Genomic DNA, 17006 nt, shown 5'->3' with positions numbered 1-17006 from the left:
AATCAGAGACATGTCTACTGAAGGGGAGTATAAAGGCTGGAAACTCTGCTGAGATTATAACCGTAGCTATGTGAATTAAAGTTTTTGGTTAGGAGTCCTCCAGCTCCCGCTCCAAGTCCTCTATGGTGGGAAGGCTCCCCTTCAGGTTATCGGGGATCGCCTCGGTCAGCTGGTACTCCGAGACACCGATCGGCTTGTCGATGTTCTTCAGGGCGTACTCGGCCACTACCTTGTTCTTATCCTGGCAGATCAGCAGTCCGATACTGGGCTGGTCATGCTCCGTCTTAAGGAGATCATCCACCACGGAGAGGTAAAAGTTGAGCTTCCCCGCGTATTCAGGGAGGAACTTCCCCCGTTTGAGCTCTATGACCACGTAGCACCGCAGTCTCAGGTGGTAGAAGAGCAGGTCCATGTAGAAGTCCTGCCCCCCGACCTCCAGGTGGTACTGCCTTCCCACGAAGGCGAAGCCAGCCCCCAGCTCCAGCAGGAACTTGGTGATGTGCTGCGTCAAGGCCCCTTCCAGGTCCTTCTCCTGATAATCCTCCGTCAAGGTCAGGAAATCAAACACGTAAGGGTCCTTCAGCATCTCCTGGGCCAGGTCTGATTGCGGGGAAGGGAGCTTCAGGCCGAAATTGGTGAGGCTTCCCCCTTGTCTTTGGTAGAGATTTGACTTGATCTGCAGGCCCAGTACGTTCCTGGACCATCCATTCTCGATGGATTTATGGATGTAGAAGGCTCGTTCCTGCTCGTTCTTCACCTTGTCTAAAAGCACCACATGGTGGGCCCAGGGCAATTGCGCAACCGGTTGTTGCGTAAATTCAGGCACGGGATAGACGGAGGCGAATTGCCGCATGTACAGCAGGTTCCGGTAGGAGAACCCTTGCAGGTCGGGGAACTCCCTGCGGATGTCGCCGGAGAGGGTCTGGATGACTTTGGCTCCCCATCCTTGGGCTTGCTGCTGGGCCAGGATGGTTTTGCCCACCCTCCAGTACAGGGAAAGAAGCTCGGAGTTGACGGCGAGAGCCGCTTTGACCCGGGCCTTCCTTATCTCCGATTTAAGCTCCTCCAGAACATCGGCGTAAACAGTAGAATGAGAAGGCATGGTGAAAATAGAAAACTATAGGATAGGTTACATTACCTGTCCCCAAATATAATGGATAACCTGGGACTGCCCCCTTCCCATCTAGGCGGTGGGGCGTAGTAAGTGTTGTTGTGAACGCAACCATGCGGAAGGAAACGAATTCGTTAACTCCTTTATGAGTTGTTTGGAACCATAGCTTATACGGCCAGAATATGTCTCGATTATTAAATTATGTTAAAGTGATAAAGCGTAAAGGTTTATTTCCCTTTTTTAGACTGGCTCTTAACCAACTGATTGAACCTCTTTTTTCTATTTCTGAGCCGTTTTCTACTTCAAGGCCGTTTACGAGAAAAGAGCCTTAAAACATGAGACAGGGCTGCCTTGGATTTCGAAGCAGTCCTGTCTCATGTTTTAAGAATCATAGTTCCCCACCTCACGGATCGATCATCATCATATTCTCGACGATGACGCTCATCTTTGACGGGCTCGTGTTGAGCTTGATCAAGTGGTGATTTTTGTCTGGGTAGTGGAAGGAAGGATATTTCCAGGAGACGTTGCCGCCCGGGTCGGATCTCAGCTGTCCATTGGTCTCGGACGTCAGCCTCCCGCCCCAGAGGCCCCGCACGGCGATCAGCACGCCCATTTGGTCCCAGCTCGGCCGGAAATCGGGGCCGTGGTAACGGCTCTTGGCTATCTCATACGCCTTACGCACGGGATTGGCGTTGGATTTGGTAGCCAGGAGCCGATTTCCTGTCTTGATCTTGTCACCCACTTGGTTGGGCACAAACCAAGCCTCCCCCGGCCAATGGTTAATATCCCGTTGGGTGCTGGATGCCGACAGTTTGTAGTTAAAGGAAGTTCCGGAAGAGCCGTCTTCGTCTATCCACCCCCCTGCGGCAACCAGCCTCCTCACTTTCCGTCGGATCAGATCCATGCCTTCGGAGGAAGCCATCAGGTTGTCCAGGTTGCGGAGCGGACCTATGGTTGCGATCACGACACTATTATCCGGCTGCCGGGACAAAATTTGCTGATAGAGGGTCGTGGCATTGGGTGCGTTGACGAGATCTTGGGGATAATTGGCCGAAATTTGACTGTACCAACCGCCTGTGGGAAGAAGGGTATTATCCCTAAGAATCCCGATGGGGATATTCGGGAGACCGTAATACGTATTGATTGCATCGGTGGCTGGGGCGCTGTACGGGTAAGACACCGTAATCATCATGGCCAGCACATTGACCTCGCCGGACCGGATCAGGCTGTGCAAAACGGCTAGGGCCCCCGCATCGTCCGAGTCATTAAAGATATCCAGGTCCAGGATCAGGTTCACTTTGCTCGTTGATGGCGGCGGAGGAGGAGCATCATTGCTTACTTTTTTGAATTCGAAGAAATCGACATCAAAATATTCAGACTTCGTCTGGAACCGCAGCAGATGCCGTCCTGCGCTCAGTTTCACGCGCTTGACGGTAGTGAGAGAGTAGCTTTGGTAGCTTCCCCGGTTGGGGACCTTGATATTCCCCATCCGGTTGACGCCGTCAATGAGCATCTGGAAGCTCTTGCCGGAAGCGGTGGTTGCGACAGATGCCGTGAAATCATACTCGCCGGCGGCCGCGACGTTGACCGTGTATTCCAGCCACTCGCCCTTCCGGATGGCGCTGATGTGATGGCCCGTGGTGTGGACGTTACGGGCGATGTCTACGTCCTCGCTTGTGCGATAAGCCTGGTCGCGGTTTTTTGGGGTCGTATCATAGTAGGCGACATTCATGCCACCGCGGTCGAAGTTCTCGCCTTCCATGCGGGTTGGAAGCTCAAGCGGTGCCCCTAAATAAGGCCTTTGCTGCCCCGCAGCGGTGAACGGATCAGTGCCGAGAGCCAAGATGCTTAACGCAAGAAGTGATTTGAGTTTTGCCATAGTTCCCATGAGGATGAGCCGCTTGGTGGTGAAGATAAACGTGTCCGGAACAGCCTGAAACCTTATTCTATTCTTCTCTGCAGTAAGGAGCTTCCCGTAATTCCTATGTAATCCGTCCTGCCTGCGGTACCTTCCCTCCCCAAAATGCCTGAAAATAAGCCCGGATTCTTAGGTTTTTGGTTGGAAGGGTGGAAAAGTGCCTAATAGACTGAAATTACCGAATATTGGCGTATCCGCAACAAAAGTGTTTGATTTATCGATGCAAATAGTTTACGCATAACATCACCCAAGGCAAATCAAACCTATGTCAAGCTTTATGAAAACCGGGTTCCTTTTTCTTTTTTCATTTTTAGCTTGTGAGCCGTTGACCAGTCCGTGTCTTCCCTCACTCACTTGGATTTAACTAAGGTATATAATCCAGGAGTTTACTAAGCCAGACTATTACCATAGTTCATTATAGCCCATGGAGAACTTCCAGCCCTCTTCCCATTTGGTGAGGTGGAACACGGTATCTTGTCTGGTGAACTCCCATGAGTCTAGCCGCCTTCCCTGATGCACCTCGATTACATCGTGGAAGAGGCGGGACATCAACAGGGAGGAAACTAAGGCGTTAAGGCCAGCACCCCGCCGATGATGGCATTGACCCAGACCCGAGCGGCACCAGCAGCGTCACCGCGATCGAGACGCTCGGGTCTGGGTCAAACTTCCTTCACCCACGCCCATATCAAGGCATAGTTCTTTCCATACCTTAAGGGTAAGAGGAATGGGGGGGTAAGATTTCAAAAAAGTTGCAAAAGCTAAGCAGGCTCTAATTCCACCAAAGAAGGGAAAGCTACCCAGCATGTACATATTCCTAGAAATATGTACATGCTGGGTAGCTTTTAAAAAGCCTTCCAATCCCTTGCTCTAAATGTACGAAAACTCAACTCTCGCTTCCCCTCTGTGAACACCAGCAGCCACTCCGCCTCATAGCTATACTGCGCCTTGAACAGCTCCATGCATTTTGGAAGCTCCCCAGCACGTCATTGTAATAGGGACTCTTCTCCTGCTGATTAAGATAGTTCATCCAACCGGCGGAGTCCTAGGCGATAATGTAGGGATGCTTGTCCAGAAACTGTTCGGCCAAGGCAGGTTTTACGCTGTTGGGCTGTCCTTACGAATACAAAGGTGTACCTAGTGCCTAGTTTGGAGTAGATGTAGCCTTTGGCGTAGTAACAGGTCATATCTGAAGCTATCCATCACGGGGAGGTAACAGAGGGTTAAGTGGCTTTAAGCATGAACGCAAAGAGCTGAGGTCAGCAATCCCGGCTCTTCCTGATCAACTCGGGGAGACAAGGGTCTACCTGCGGCTCCTTTGCCCCCGAGCAAGAGGCAGTCAAACGAATTTGCCTAAGTATATTCCCTGAACTACCTGGCAAGGTGTTTACCATAGCAGGGAGATGAATAGAGGGGTGGGTATGGTATAAGAAGTAAGTGATCGATGAATAAAGCTCTATAGGATGATTTTCTTACCCATGTACTTGGTTAATTACTTATTAAAATACTTATTAAATTAAATATACAATTATCTATGAAGATAACTACGTAAGTAGGAGTGTAAGTAAATAGCTGTTTACTTATAACATTGAGCCGGTCGGTGCAAGGCTTAGGTTCCTGCCCTTAGGGTAGGCTCCGCTTTAACCCCATCAAGCCTCCTGTCGGCCAGCCAGCGGCTCAGGTTGTTCCGCCCGGGCCAGGTACATCTTGATGGTGGCGGGGTAGAACTTCTTGCCCCGAACGGTGGTGACCCCGTTACGGTTCAGCTCATCGGCGATCTGCTGCAGGGTCATGCCTTGCCGCCGGTCAGCGAGGATTATCTTCGTCAGCTTGTAGTTTTCGATGTTCTGCCGGGCCATTTCTTTCATCTTCCGGCTGCCCAGCTTCCGACTCTGGTCGGTGAAGTTGGCAGCATTCCCCAAGGAAAGCCCCCTCTTCTTCCGGCTGCTCAGGGCCGCGATGGTGCGTTCGCTGACCTTGATCAGTTCCTCCTCGTTAAGCGCCGTCTTGATGCGCAGCATCAAGGCATCGTCGTTGGGGTTGGCGGCCGCCCGGAACCGGATGTTGGAGGCAATCAGGTAATTCATCAGCAGGGAGAAGCGGGTAAGCCGGGAGGCCTCTTTCACGAGGATGGTGGCCTCCTCTTTTTGCGCCAGGCGGATGGCCTCCTGCAAGACCGGCCTTTTCCGAAGCAGGGTGCTCAGGTTCGGCGAGGCGCCCGCCGAGATCCGGTCCTTGTTGCCGCCCGTCTCGATCTCGACGAACCGGGCGATGGAGACGGCCCCCACGGAGACCAGGTACGCTTGCACTGCCGCCTCCTGCGCCTCAAGCCCCAGGCCCGAGTTCCCCTGCCGCTGGGTGCTGACCCGGTAATATTCGATAGCCTTCATAGCGGTTTCGGTAAGTTCCAGTAGGTGAATTTTCCTTCCCAAAGGAAACGCATCGGATTTAAAAAGGCAAGAACGACCGTCCTTGTTTTTTTAAATAGCCGTGGAACATTTACATATAGATAGTCTCTATGAAATATCAAATCATATAGAGGATTTTCGTAGGGGTAGGCTGCCTAAATCCCCGAGCAGAAATTGGGTTTGGGAGTGAACTGGATCTAAGTCGGAAGTTGTTTCCCTGCCTGCTGCATTACGCCTCTTGCTGGGTTCCCAACACCTTGGCGGTGGATATTAGATTCTAGTGGAGATTAAGAGAAGGGAAAAGATGAAAAGAGGACTTTTTTATAACTTGCTTACATGTGCATTTTGAGCACGGCCTACCAACTGCTTGCGCTTTAGGATGGTTGATTTTTCGTTAGCATAAAAGAGCCGTCCAACTTTAATAGCTGCACGGCTCTTTTATGCTTAATTGTTCGGCACCTTAGATTCTTATAAGGTAAGTTCCTGATTTGTAAAACTGTCTATATTTATTTTGATAATTACATTATTATAATTAGTCAATTAAGATATAATAAAAAGATTTGAAACCCTAAAATAAATAAGAAGTGGCTGTTCAAGGATCTTAAACGACCGCTTCTTATTACCTTCAAAATATACTTACAAAAAGGATCATCTAATGCTCTCTATTTAAGACAACTATTTACTTATCTTCCAGCTGCTTTCGCTGCTTTTTCGATCCATTTACTTATATTTTCACGGCCATTATCATTAATCCAATGATAGACAGGGTAAATTTCTGAAAGTAGCACCTCTTTTCCGTTTCTCTCAATATAAAAGTTATCGAAAGGGTTAACTCCTTTCAATCCTCTTGCCTTACTTTGATCCAACATGCCATCAATATAAATTCCGAAGAGCCCTCTTCCTTCATTGTGGCTCTTCTCAATTTCATATTTAACCCAAGGGCGCTGAGAAGTCTGTTCCCCAATCAACACGCAGGTAACACCACATCCCTTCATCTGCTCGTCTATCCAATCTTTGATTGCCTGTTTACCTTTACGTTTTATTTGCTCCCATTCAGCTTTATCCAGGAATGGTTGAGCATCACCCTCAGGCTTACAGACCCAACTGTTTCTAATTTGACTTACCCGCCAACTGTCATTTGTGTAGTGGAAACTAAAAAATACTCTTCTGGCCATTCTTTATTTTTTGTTGATAATGGATAATATTTCTACGACTGTTTTTATAATTTTATCTGGCTCCGAATCTTTGAGTGCTTCCACATGATTTCTAATTTCTAAATAGCCTGAATAATACTTATCAAAGTTGAGCAGTACTTCATCCCACAATTCTTTGGACATGTAACCTGTAGCCCCAATTGGAATTAGAATGACACCTTGTTCGAAAGCAATTTCGAACTCTTTCCTAACTCCTCCTGCATTTATAATGGTACCTTCCTCTAGCTTGTTTCCAAACAAAAAGATTGACACACCAGCAAAGCTGATCATCCTTTCCCTGTATTGATGCCATAGTGCAGGTAATTTATGCTTGCCTGTCTCCAGTTGTGGAAAAGGCCTAATAGTGAGCTGATCTTCAGTATACCTCAGAGGTTGCTCATAAATCATCTCTAGAGCTCCATTGATTACTGCACTTCCTATTCCCCAACCAAAGCCATTAACAACTCTATAATGGTTTTTTACCAATGCTTTGCTCAGATTATGGACGAAGTCCAAAGATTTGTCTTTTCCCCATTCTCCGTATTCTTCTGCACTGCCAGATATAAAAACAGTTTGCTGCTTATAGCGTTTCTCTATAATAGACAGGATTTCTGTTATTTCCTCGTAAGTATCTACCTCTACTGCGTGTATGCCGTACCGTTTTAAGTCTTCCAACATTAGGTACTGCTTACGCTGATTATACATGAAATCAGCATCTGACTCACTACCTTTATCTCCTTTTACTACCTTCTTTATAAAGGCATAATGGTGGTTAACTTCATCGTCAAGGCCTGACCTTAATCTACTTAAAACATAGCTTAAGTTCGGATCCGTAAAGCTAAAGCCAATAAACAAAAAAGTCTTGGTAACCAAATCAGCGCTTAAGGCTGTGATAAAAGGAGCATGTGTCTTGTAGTACTTCTCGTATTGATCCTTAGTGAGGATAGTTTTGGATGGGTGATCCACGTCCCCATGCATCTTGTAAACCACAGCATCCCGCTTATTCCGGTTAGTAGTCAATTGAGATGGGGTATACTTTACATCAACTATCTTCTGGTAATCTTTAAGTGTCTGCTCGATTAGTTGGTCATAATTAGTGGTCCAGTATGTCGATATTGGCAAACGGGACAATATTCTATGGTTCTCAGTTGGTTCAGCTCTCTCCGCGAACTCTTCGATTATTTTCTTATTCAAGAAGCTATCATTGCGTTTCTCATTAACGTGATATTGGGCAAGGGAAATCAAGTCGTACTCGATTTCGATATCCAACTTCAGTTCGAGGGCTATGTCTTTTAATAGCTCTTTCCAATTGATAAAACCGGCAGAAACGGAGAGGCCGGCACCCGCAAAGATTGCTGCTGAGTTATCATTCAGTTTCTTGAGGTAATCTTTGATAAATAATTCATGTTCATGTTTCATAGAGTATTATTTTCTAAGCCAAGAAGAAAGACTTTGAGACGTGCCATTTGGGAATCTTACTATATAGTTGTCCTTAGCGGAGTCAGGCAAGTACATATTCGCTTTTTCTATATAAGGGTAGATGCGTAAGTACTCTGCATCTTTCCAAGTTCCCCCATTAGATACAAAGGGGAATAGAGCTATATGCTCTAAATACTTTGCAGCATCTCCTAGGCCTAATTCCCAGTTAACCCAGTTAGAGGAAATTGCGCTAGGGGAAGCTAAAAGCACGAATTTCTTGTTAGATTTTATCTTTTCTTTCAATTTTGTTGCTGTTGATGCATCCGTAACTTTTGGCATATTATCGTCAAGCCAATCTACATATACCTCTACCCCCTGTGCAGAGAGCAAAGAGATTGCTCCTTCAAATACTTCCTTGTTGCCTTCTGCATCACTATGACTATGGGACAAAAAGACAGTAACAGCCCCATGTTGCTTTGCCTCAAACAGCCGGTCTTTTCGGCTCATGAACCTTGTTCTCTCTGTGTAAGGGACTTGATTTCTGAAACTAATCAGCGAAGTGGCATTGATAATTGCCATATAATATTGAGTTTGTTTTAGATTGAACAATAAAAGGCCAAGGAGTCGCAATTGTGACTCCTTGGCTTTGAATTTAGATTACTTCTCCTTTCTTACTCCCTTGAAAGGGTTGCCGTCAGATTTTTGGTCCATGAAGCGCCCAGTTTGGGTGTCTCTTTTGACCCATTGATCACTCTGGGGATTGTAGGTCTGGGAGCGCTGTCTCACCGCTCCGTTTCTGTGGCCGTCTCCGGCAGGTTTATTGGTTGCCATAAAATGGAATGGTTTAGATAGCTTTGTCAATTCATTTATTCATAGCCCAGCTTGGCGCATCCCTTTCATTGGCAACCTATGCCACGGAAGGAGCTAACAGGTATGCGTTGCTCGTGATTTTTTGGAAAGGTCCGGACATGCCTCCTCCAGACAGGGAGCTGCTGCGGTCAAGTTCGGACGCAACTATCCCATGTAACGGAATCCTTTGGCCGCTCCAAGTCATTATGACTTGGAGCGGCCAGTGATGTGTTATGTTTTTTCGAAACTCTATCTCATTCATTAATGGTTTGATGTCTCCGTCTGGCTTGCCGTAGGGGCAGACGCGTTCCCTTGAGTGCGGATAAGTGGCACCAATACCTTAGATGAAAAATCGCCGGGAGGGCAGGCTGGCGAGGCCGCGTGAAGAATTCTGGAGAATTGCGTGTAACAATAATTATGTTACTTTTGCGTTCAGAACAACAGAAGTACTCACTTCACCTCAGAATCTTGGCGGATTCTGGCCCTATTGAGACCAGCGGTCTATACTCCTAATATAGATAGCTGGTCTTTTTTGTATCTCAATCAGTATGCCAATAATATAGGAAAGCTGTATATAGTCATATTTTATATTAATCTGTAGTTTAAGGCCATTCTGTCATTGATCTGCAAGATCAATGACAGAAACAATTCAGTCATAATGTCATTTTACCCTTACGTGTGGAGGCTGACTTCGCCTATGGGAAGATATTAGAGATGCGACGTTCTGTGCACCCACCCCTAACTGCCTTCCGCAATTCTCCTAATAATTAACATTGGATTTGAATCAAGCTCATGCTCCTCAATGGAAGTGTTGGAGATGGAATGCGTGATCCTGGTAGTTAATTAGGCTCCGGTCCTTCTCGTTCGCTGTCCAAGCAAATTCCTCATGGCTAATGTGCACGAGGTCAGAGGTGGAAAGGTGTCCTAAAGAAGACCTTACCCTTTCCAATACGGACAACTCCTCACCATTGAAATCTGCCTCCTCAACCGGAACGACCCCTTTGAAAATCTCTGCCGTGTAATCTTTCACTACCTTCTGGGAAACAGCGATCAATCCATCTTCCTGCAGCTTCATATATAACTTATCGTACTCGGCAGGCACCGGGCCGTACTGGATAGCCCGGTACTCAAGTCCGGTCAGAGAACGTCCTGTGCGCTTGTAGTGGCCAAAGTCAGCGTAGAAAAGCAGTTTGTTCAACTTGGTTTTGTTAACCTCGAAAGCCTGACCAAAATAGGAAATGATTTTGGCCACCCTGGCAAAGTCCAGCTTGCAGTACCCCGAGTAGGCGCTGGGTGACTCACCGTGAGTGATTTGCATCGTGAGCTGATAGTTCCAGATATTATTATTGTTGCGCTGAATGATCCTTTCAGCTTTCTGCACGATCTTGGCAACCTCTCCCTCATTCAGGTAGTGCTCGCTTAGCTTTACCTGCTTGATAAAATCCTCAGGCTCTTTGATGGCTAGGATCAGGCGACCATTGGCGACGGAGGGAATTTCCCCTGTTTCGTAGAGCCTGTACTGATTTGCCCCAAAGCCTAAGATGAGGGACATTTTGCTGGCCGATACGCCATACTGTTCCCGAATGCTCCTGATTTCATCGGGGAACGGGATGCCGTACTTTTCCCGGTACAGGTTGTACACTTGGTTCAGGTTGAGCGTATCGAGCACATCATCCGTAAACCGCTCCCCGCTCTCCTCGCACACATAATAGTGGTACATCACCTCAAATTCCTCCTTGCGAAATGGCAGCTTAGTCGCTTCCATTTCCAACTTCATCTCTTTTCCTGTTATTGGGCTTTGCATCTTATTTACTTTTGAAAGGGTAAACCATTGGCTTCTCAGCCAAGTGAAATGAAATACAGATCACATTGGAGCTAGGCCTGCCCATGGAAATTTTGATATAGACCTCCTCCCTTTTTACATTTTTCCCGAACACCCACATAGGGGCTACATCGTAGAGCGTGTCCTCCAAGGGGCCTTCACTGTAGTCGATAACCTCAAGCTCTTCGATGATCTTCCTCCTGCTTGCCGGGGTAATTTCCAATGCAAGCAAAGTCTTGCTATTTTTCCCCCGATCATCCCTGAAGAGGATATTGAACACGCCCAGTTTTGCGTGGAAATCGTTGAGGAACCGCCTTACCTCTTCCCTACTTGCCATTCTTTAACGTAAAGATAAGTAACATAGTTGCTATATTCAACTTTGTAGTTTAATTGATGTTAAAATTTAATTTATAATCAACTAGAAAGTTGAATTGTCAAATTCATGAAATTCCTGTTAAGCTGACCTCATAATCTTTAGAGTAGATCTTAAAGCATTTACATCCCAAGGGTAGATCGAGACCTGCTTATTGCCATGTTATATCTTTGGAACCCCGGTGATGGGCGCTCAGGTTTGGTTCACCCCTTCCAACTACATCATAATTATAGCAGGAAAAAAACTCATCTGATGTACTGATCTTGCTCGGTCTTGCGCAGCAGCCCTAGTCCATGAAGCGTTTGAAGGAGGTTGTCTATCTGTTCTAGGCGCTGGGGCAGGTGGCCTTTGGCCACGGGTTTGAACTGCCGGTACAAATCCTGAGCGGTCGCGGGGCGCTCGTGCAGGTTCAGGGCGCGCTGCACGGCCTGCGCTTGCTCAACCAGGGTCTTGGGCCAAGCCAGTACCTCTTTGGCTGTGGCTTTGGCTGCTTTGACCGATACCTCTATGCCTGTGTCTGCCTGCTGGGTGCCCTGAGGGTTCTGGTACTCGGGGCGGAGCCAGCGGGTGAAGCCGCGGGCTTCTTCTGCAGCGCGCTCTTTGTTGAGGGTCACTAATCGTACTAAGATTTCTTCATTAGGCAGGTTAGCCGGCCAGCCGTAAGCGGAGGCCACGGCAGCATCTAGTTCTTGGTGTAGTTGCAGCAGAATGCTCACCAGCCCCTGCTCATGCGTTTTCTGCTCTTTAACGGTGAGTGCCTCCCCGGCCTTCAGCTTCTCCAGCACGTTGTACATGTCTGTGATGGTGAGCGTGGAGTGCAGCGCCTGCCGATGCTTGCGGTGCGCATCCAGCTGTTCGGCGAGGCTGCGGATTTGCTCCTTCTGAACTTCGGTGGCTGCTGGGAAAGGGAAAGTTTGGAAACAGCGGGTACTATTATATACGGAGTCATTTCCTACTCCTAATCGCCCTCCGGCAGACATTGCCCAAAGAACATGGATTTTACTTGAAAGAACTCCAAGGTTATAAAAATCACTAAGGGCGATGTTGACTAATTTATGATCAGGAAGAATTGAAATATCTTGGGCAACAAAGAATCGATGTTTAGCTGTCTCAGGTGTAGATATATACTGATTCAGCTTATTAAGTGATGCTCTCAACCCTTGGCGACACTCGCCAAAAAGCCACCATTTTTCTTTTAAACTTTTTCTATTATTTAAATCTCTATCAGGCTTGACCTTGGTATAAAGATGTTGATATACCTCAGGAAACTTTATGCGAACTTCTTCGACAGTTAAGGGAAACATATCTATTAAAAAAACGCCTCTTGGAGTTGAAGTTAGGTCTTTCCCGTTTCTATAAGGCCTTATCCTATCAGTGAGTTCTGGATTAATCCCTAAGCCTAAAGATTTGGCTTCTTCTTCTGTCACAATAAAACCTGACCCAGCCAGCATCATTCCAAAACTGCTAATTGACTGGTTAGACTTCAATGATTCTGCAGAAGTTATTTCAGCTCCAATAGATAAATCTGCATGGATTTTTCCAATACTTTCATTGAAAGAAATAAGCTTCTCATTATCACTATCTTGTTCATCAATTACTTTGCTCAATCTTCCAACCAATGGACCAATCTCAGCTACAGTCATTGCTATTCTAACGGCAGCACCATCAACACTATCCACCCATGGGTGGTCTGGTATTGCATAGACAATAGACAATCCATTGCTTGCCTCAAGATGCTCTTGAATTATGCGACGATTAAATGTCTGCTTTAAGCTATTCGTGGTAATAAAGCCAAACCGTTCTGCTCTAGTTTTCCTCACAACTTCCGCGGCTTTATGCCACCAGAACATCACAAAATCAGCACTTTCAGGTACAATAGTTTTATATGCCTTTCTTAGTGCATCTACATAACCATCACCTAAAGCACCCCGCATTGCTTTATCGCCAATAAACGGCGGGTTGCCTACTATGAAATCGGCTTCGGGCCAGGAGGCGGGCTGGGGGTTAAGGAAGTCGTAGACCACGGTTCGGGCGGTCTCGTCAGGCACGTCCTGTCCGGTGACCGGATGCAGCTTGGTGGAGTGGCCGTCCCAGCGGGTGACGGGCTGGCCCTGGTGGTCCAGGCGTGGCACGCGCTCAGAGTAGCTCAGCACAGCGTCCTGCTGTTTAATATTGCCGTACTCGCGCAGGATGGGGTTGCTAAGGCGCTGGGCGTGGCCGTGCGCCCTGAAGTGCCACTGCAGGTAGCCGATCCAGAGCACCACGTCGGCGATGGCCGCCGCGCGTGGGTTCACCTCCAACCCCAGCAGCTGCGCCGGGGTCACGGTGTAGCCGCCCGTCATGTCCAAGGTTTGCTGTCCCGGGAAGTGGGCTAGGTACTCGGTCACCTCTCCCTCCAGCCGCTTGAGGTGCTCTAGGGTCACGTACAGGAAGTTGCCGCTGCCGCAGGCCGGGTCCAGCACCCGCACCGAGCACAGCCGCCGGTGAAAATTCTCAATCTCCTTGCGGGCGCCGGCCTCATCGCCTGCGTCTTCTAAAATTGCCGAGGCAGTGCGGGCCGCCTCCCATTCCTCGCGCAGCGGCTCGATGACAGTGGGCATGACCAGGCGCTCCACGTAGGCGCGCGGTGTGTAGTGGGCCCCCAGTTTATGGCGCTCCCGGGGTTGCAGGGCTCGCTCCAGCAGCGTCCCGAAGATGGCGGGCTCCACGTCGGCCCAACCGGCCTCGGCGGCCTGGATGAGCAGTTCCAACTGTGCCTCGGTGACGGGCAAGGCCTCCGGGTTCTTGAACAGGTAGCCGTTGAACTGCGGAATGGTGGTGCGCAGGGCAGGGTCAAAACCACCTCTATCCATACTCTGCCAAAGTGCCCACAGCGCATCTGGGAAGTGCTGCAGGTTATGGCGGTAGTCTTGTAGCAGCTTGGTAAAGGACTGGTCTGGGAGCAGCTGCACATCCTCGGCGAACATGGTGAACAGGCAGCGCATCAGGAAACCGGCCACCTGCTCAGGTGTGTGTCCGGCGCCCTCCAACGAACTTGCCAGCTTGGCCAGCCGCTCGGCCAGTTGACGGGTAACTCGGGCAGCACGGCGGCTGGGGTCCAGCTCCAAAGGCTCAGTGAAGAGCAGCCGCAGCCGCTCCTGCACCTCGGGCCGGTGCAGCTCCTCCAAGGTAATGCGGTAGCTGATAGGATCCGGGAACGGCACGTAGGTCTTGCCCTGTCGGGCGAAGTCGGCGTACAGGTCTATGCAGTAGCCCACATCCACCACGGCTAGAAACGGCGGCCATCCTTCCGAGGCGGGTAGGGAGCGGGCGTAGCGAAGGGCCTGTTCCTTAGCCTTCTTCATTTCGCGCTCCCAGGTGCGGGTGTCGCGGGTGGCTGTACCGGTCTTGGTTTTCACTTTCCCCAGTCCCAGCAGCTCAGCCTCGGTTACGATGGCTTTGTCACTGCCCTGCTTGGCCTCCAGCACGAAGCAGTCTTTCTTGTAGAGGTCGATGAAGTTGGTGCTGGTCCTCCCCTCCCCGTCGTCAAACACCACGGGCCGCTCGAAGGTGTAGGTGGCCTCGTGCACCTTGTCAGAGGCGGGCCTGGGTTTCTCGACGCCTAATAGTTCGCACAGTTCCGTAAGGAAAAGCTGGTTATTGGCCCTCTCGGAGGCGCCGGAGGCTTTCCAACGGGAGATGAACTGTTCAGTAGTGGGTTGTAGGAATAGAGACATATAAGTTGAGCAGAATAGGTCCTGTGGTTGATGCGGGTAGCCTTAATTATAATTTAAAATAAACAGTCCTCTAAATAGAGTGTTTATCCCTGTCTCTAGAAAGATTATCTAACTCTGCCGATAATATTACCATTTGTTTTATATCTAAGTCTTTAAATATAGAGGGAAAAGGATATCTTGTATCATTGCCTAGTGAGGCATCATACATGAAAGAATCATCCAAATGAGGCGCTTATCCCTGATTTGCCTAATATTATTGTTTTTATTCCAATATGCCAAGGCTCAGCGGGCGCCTATTGAAGTGGCGGAGCTATCCATCAAAGTGCCAGGCATGGAGACCCAAGAAGTGTACTACGGGTTTGAGGCCGGAGACGAGCTCCTCCTGGAATTCTCGGACCCGTCTCGCAAAGGGATGAAGCAGGTGGAGGTAATAGAATACCCTTCCACCGTCAAGTATTCCGGCCTGCAGGTAACCAACATTACCAAAGCCATCAAAGTGAACAGGCGCACGGTGTACCTGTTCCGGTTCACCAACTCTTCTTTGGTTAGCAGGGTATGCCAGGTGCGGATCAGCCGGAGGCCGGACAGGGAGGAGACAGAAGGCTTCAACCCGGAGGTAGCCTGGCGGGAGGTGGCCGATACCTCCTATGTTATTTCGTCCAAGCAGGAGCTCGTGCGGTACGACACCGTCTACCACTTCGTCAACAAAAGGGAGCTGGTCCAAGTGGACACCGTCGCGCAGGAACTGATCAGCAAAGTTGAGCAGGTGGCCGCCCAACTGACGGTCGGGAAACCGAGCGAATCCCGTCTGATGGTTACCCTGCCTACTAACAAGGCAACCCCCCTAGAGACCTCGGAGGTTCTTTCATGGGCCTATTGGATCGGGGTGGGACAGGAAGGACACTTGGCCTTTGAGGCCAATAAAGCGAAGTACCTGCAGGCACTCGGAAGTTTGGCGCATCTGTCAGGCAATCCCCTTATCGGGCTGGCGCTGAACCAGCTGAGCTTTCTGCCCACCGGGAACGCCGGCAGCAACGTGCACTACTATTTCATGCAGGACCCCGGCAGTGCCCAGACCTTCCTCCAGTCCTTCGACAAGGGAGGGTTCCGGTACTTTGACAATGGGAACGGGGTTTCAGGTTTCGGGAGAAGGGAGTCCCCGCTGCAAGGGACCTTCTACTTGGGTTTGCACAACGACAACACCTATAATGACATTAATGTGACGGTGAAAATCGTGGCCATCGTCCTTCGGAAAAGGTATAGGGAAGTCATCCAAAAGCAAGCCACCGTCACCCCAGTCTATGAGGTCAGAAGGTATAGGAACCCAACCGTGAGCGTAAAGAAAATGCCTTTCACCAGGTGACCGCGGCTGATCCGACTGCTTGGTTTTTCTTAGCTCTACCTCTGGGCGGTTCAAAGATATTTTTCCCTTTTCTAACTTGGAATCAAGTAGATTAGATTTATTCTATTCGTGCATTTCTGAATGAAAAAAACTACCTTAATAGTCTATATCCAATATCAAATCAACAACTCCTTTGGAAACTGAATTCATATACTCCCCGTCCGTCAACTTCGCCATGCAGCAGAACCACGTTTCAGTGGTACGGAAACTTTTGTTAAGAAACACCAGTGAGACTGATTTGAAGGGTCTTACTATCAGTATCACCAGTGAACCAGAGTTTGCCATGGCCTGGGAGCATCAGGTGGATGTATTGAAAGCTGGGGAAAGCTTTGAAGTGGATACCGTCCATTTGAAGGTGTCTGCCCCCTATTTATCCAATCTGTCAGAGCGGGTGTCCGGGATTTTCACCCTCACCGTTTCCGCGGGAAGTGAGCCTCTCTTTACCGGCAATTACCCGGTTTCCGTATTGGCCTATGATGAGTGGGGCGGGGCGGCCATCCTACCCGAAATGGTAGCCGCCTTCATCACCCCCAACCATGCGGAGGTGCTGAAGATTATCAGAAGAGCCGCCCCTATTTTGGAGAGATGGACGGGAGATCCCTCCTTCAATGAATACCAGAGCCGCAACCCCGACAGGGTCCGGAAACAGATGGCCGCGCTCTACGAGGCCGTGGCCGAATTGCAGTTGGTGTACTGCAGCGTACCCGCCAGCTTTGAGGAAACCGGGCAGCGCGTCAGGATGTGTGACACCATCTTCGCGCATAAACTCGCCAACTGTCTGGACATCTCTTTGCTGTA

13 protein-coding genes are annotated in these 17006 nt (G+C 49.1%); 2 read left to right on the top strand and 11 right to left on the bottom strand.

All coding sequences use genetic code 11. The features are described from left to right. Positions 1–88 precede the first annotated feature (88 nt). The 11 genes from EFB08_RS16765 to EFB08_RS16725 form a co-directional block, all read right to left on the bottom strand. Positions 89–1102: a PDDEXK nuclease domain-containing protein gene (locus EFB08_RS16765; RefSeq protein ID WP_123128126.1), complete on the bottom strand. Its 1014-nt coding sequence runs from the start codon at positions 1100–1102 to the stop codon at positions 89–91. Positions 1103–1514: 412 nt separating this feature from the next. Next, on the bottom strand, positions 1515–2990 hold the full coding sequence (locus EFB08_RS16760; protein WP_165864938.1) for a carbohydrate-binding protein: 1476 nt from the start codon (positions 2988–2990) through the stop codon (positions 1515–1517). A gap of 441 nt (positions 2991–3431) precedes the next feature. Further along, the gene (locus tag EFB08_RS23565) at positions 3432–3578 is read right to left on the bottom strand and encodes a hypothetical protein (protein ID WP_165864937.1); all 147 of its coding nucleotides are present in this window, start codon (positions 3576–3578) and stop codon (positions 3432–3434) included. Between the two features lie 1097 nt (positions 3579–4675). Continuing rightward, positions 4676–5458 carry a recombinase family protein gene (locus EFB08_RS16755; protein WP_125077767.1) on the bottom strand — a complete coding sequence of 261 codons (783 nt, stop codon included), beginning with the start codon at positions 5456–5458 and terminating at the stop codon, positions 4676–4678. Between the two features lie 659 nt (positions 5459–6117). Then, positions 6118–6609: a TIR domain-containing protein gene (locus EFB08_RS16750; protein WP_123128123.1), complete on the bottom strand. Its 492-nt coding sequence runs from the start codon at positions 6607–6609 to the stop codon at positions 6118–6120. Positions 6610–6612: 3 nt separating this feature from the next. Then, positions 6613–8046 carry an SIR2 family protein gene (locus tag EFB08_RS16745; RefSeq protein WP_123128122.1) on the bottom strand — a complete coding sequence of 478 codons (1434 nt, stop codon included), beginning with the start codon at positions 8044–8046 and terminating at the stop codon, positions 6613–6615. A gap of 6 nt (positions 8047–8052) precedes the next feature. Beyond that, positions 8053–8625: a toll/interleukin-1 receptor domain-containing protein gene (locus EFB08_RS16740; protein WP_123128121.1), complete on the bottom strand. Its 573-nt coding sequence runs from the start codon at positions 8623–8625 to the stop codon at positions 8053–8055. Between the two features lie 78 nt (positions 8626–8703). After that, complete coding sequence (locus EFB08_RS23560; protein ID WP_165864936.1) at positions 8704–8877, bottom strand: hypothetical protein; 174 nt, start codon at positions 8875–8877, stop codon at positions 8704–8706. Positions 8878–9694: 817 nt separating this feature from the next. Next, positions 9695–10699: a type II toxin-antitoxin system antitoxin SocA domain-containing protein gene (locus EFB08_RS16735; RefSeq protein ID WP_123128120.1), complete on the bottom strand. Its 1005-nt coding sequence runs from the start codon at positions 10697–10699 to the stop codon at positions 9695–9697. 1 nt (position 10700) lies between these two features. After that, positions 10701–11054 (bottom strand): toxin, encoded by a 354-nt coding sequence (locus EFB08_RS16730; RefSeq protein ID WP_123128119.1) that lies wholly within the window; start codon positions 11052–11054, stop codon positions 10701–10703. Between the two features lie 281 nt (positions 11055–11335). After that, positions 11336–14806, bottom strand: coding sequence for a class I SAM-dependent DNA methyltransferase (locus EFB08_RS16725; RefSeq protein ID WP_123128118.1), 3471 nt, complete (start codon positions 14804–14806; stop codon positions 11336–11338). 256 nt (positions 14807–15062) lie between these two features. Between EFB08_RS16725 and EFB08_RS16720 the strand changes: the two genes are divergently transcribed. Together EFB08_RS16720 and EFB08_RS16715 are read left to right on the top strand one after the other, a co-directional pair. Continuing rightward, positions 15063–16169 (top strand): hypothetical protein, encoded by a 1107-nt coding sequence (locus tag EFB08_RS16720; RefSeq protein ID WP_123128117.1) that lies wholly within the window; start codon positions 15063–15065, stop codon positions 16167–16169. Between the two features lie 172 nt (positions 16170–16341). Further along, the coding region (locus tag EFB08_RS16715) for a hypothetical protein (protein ID WP_227006376.1) at positions 16342–17006 on the top strand (665 nt) is incomplete at its 3' end.

The organism is Rufibacter latericius (assembly GCF_003721515.1).
GTDB classification, from domain to species: Bacteria; Bacteroidota; Bacteroidia; order Cytophagales; family Hymenobacteraceae; genus Nibribacter; species Nibribacter latericius.
Note: the sequence above shows the minus strand (reverse complement) of the source record. Positions and strands in the feature narration are given on the sequence as shown.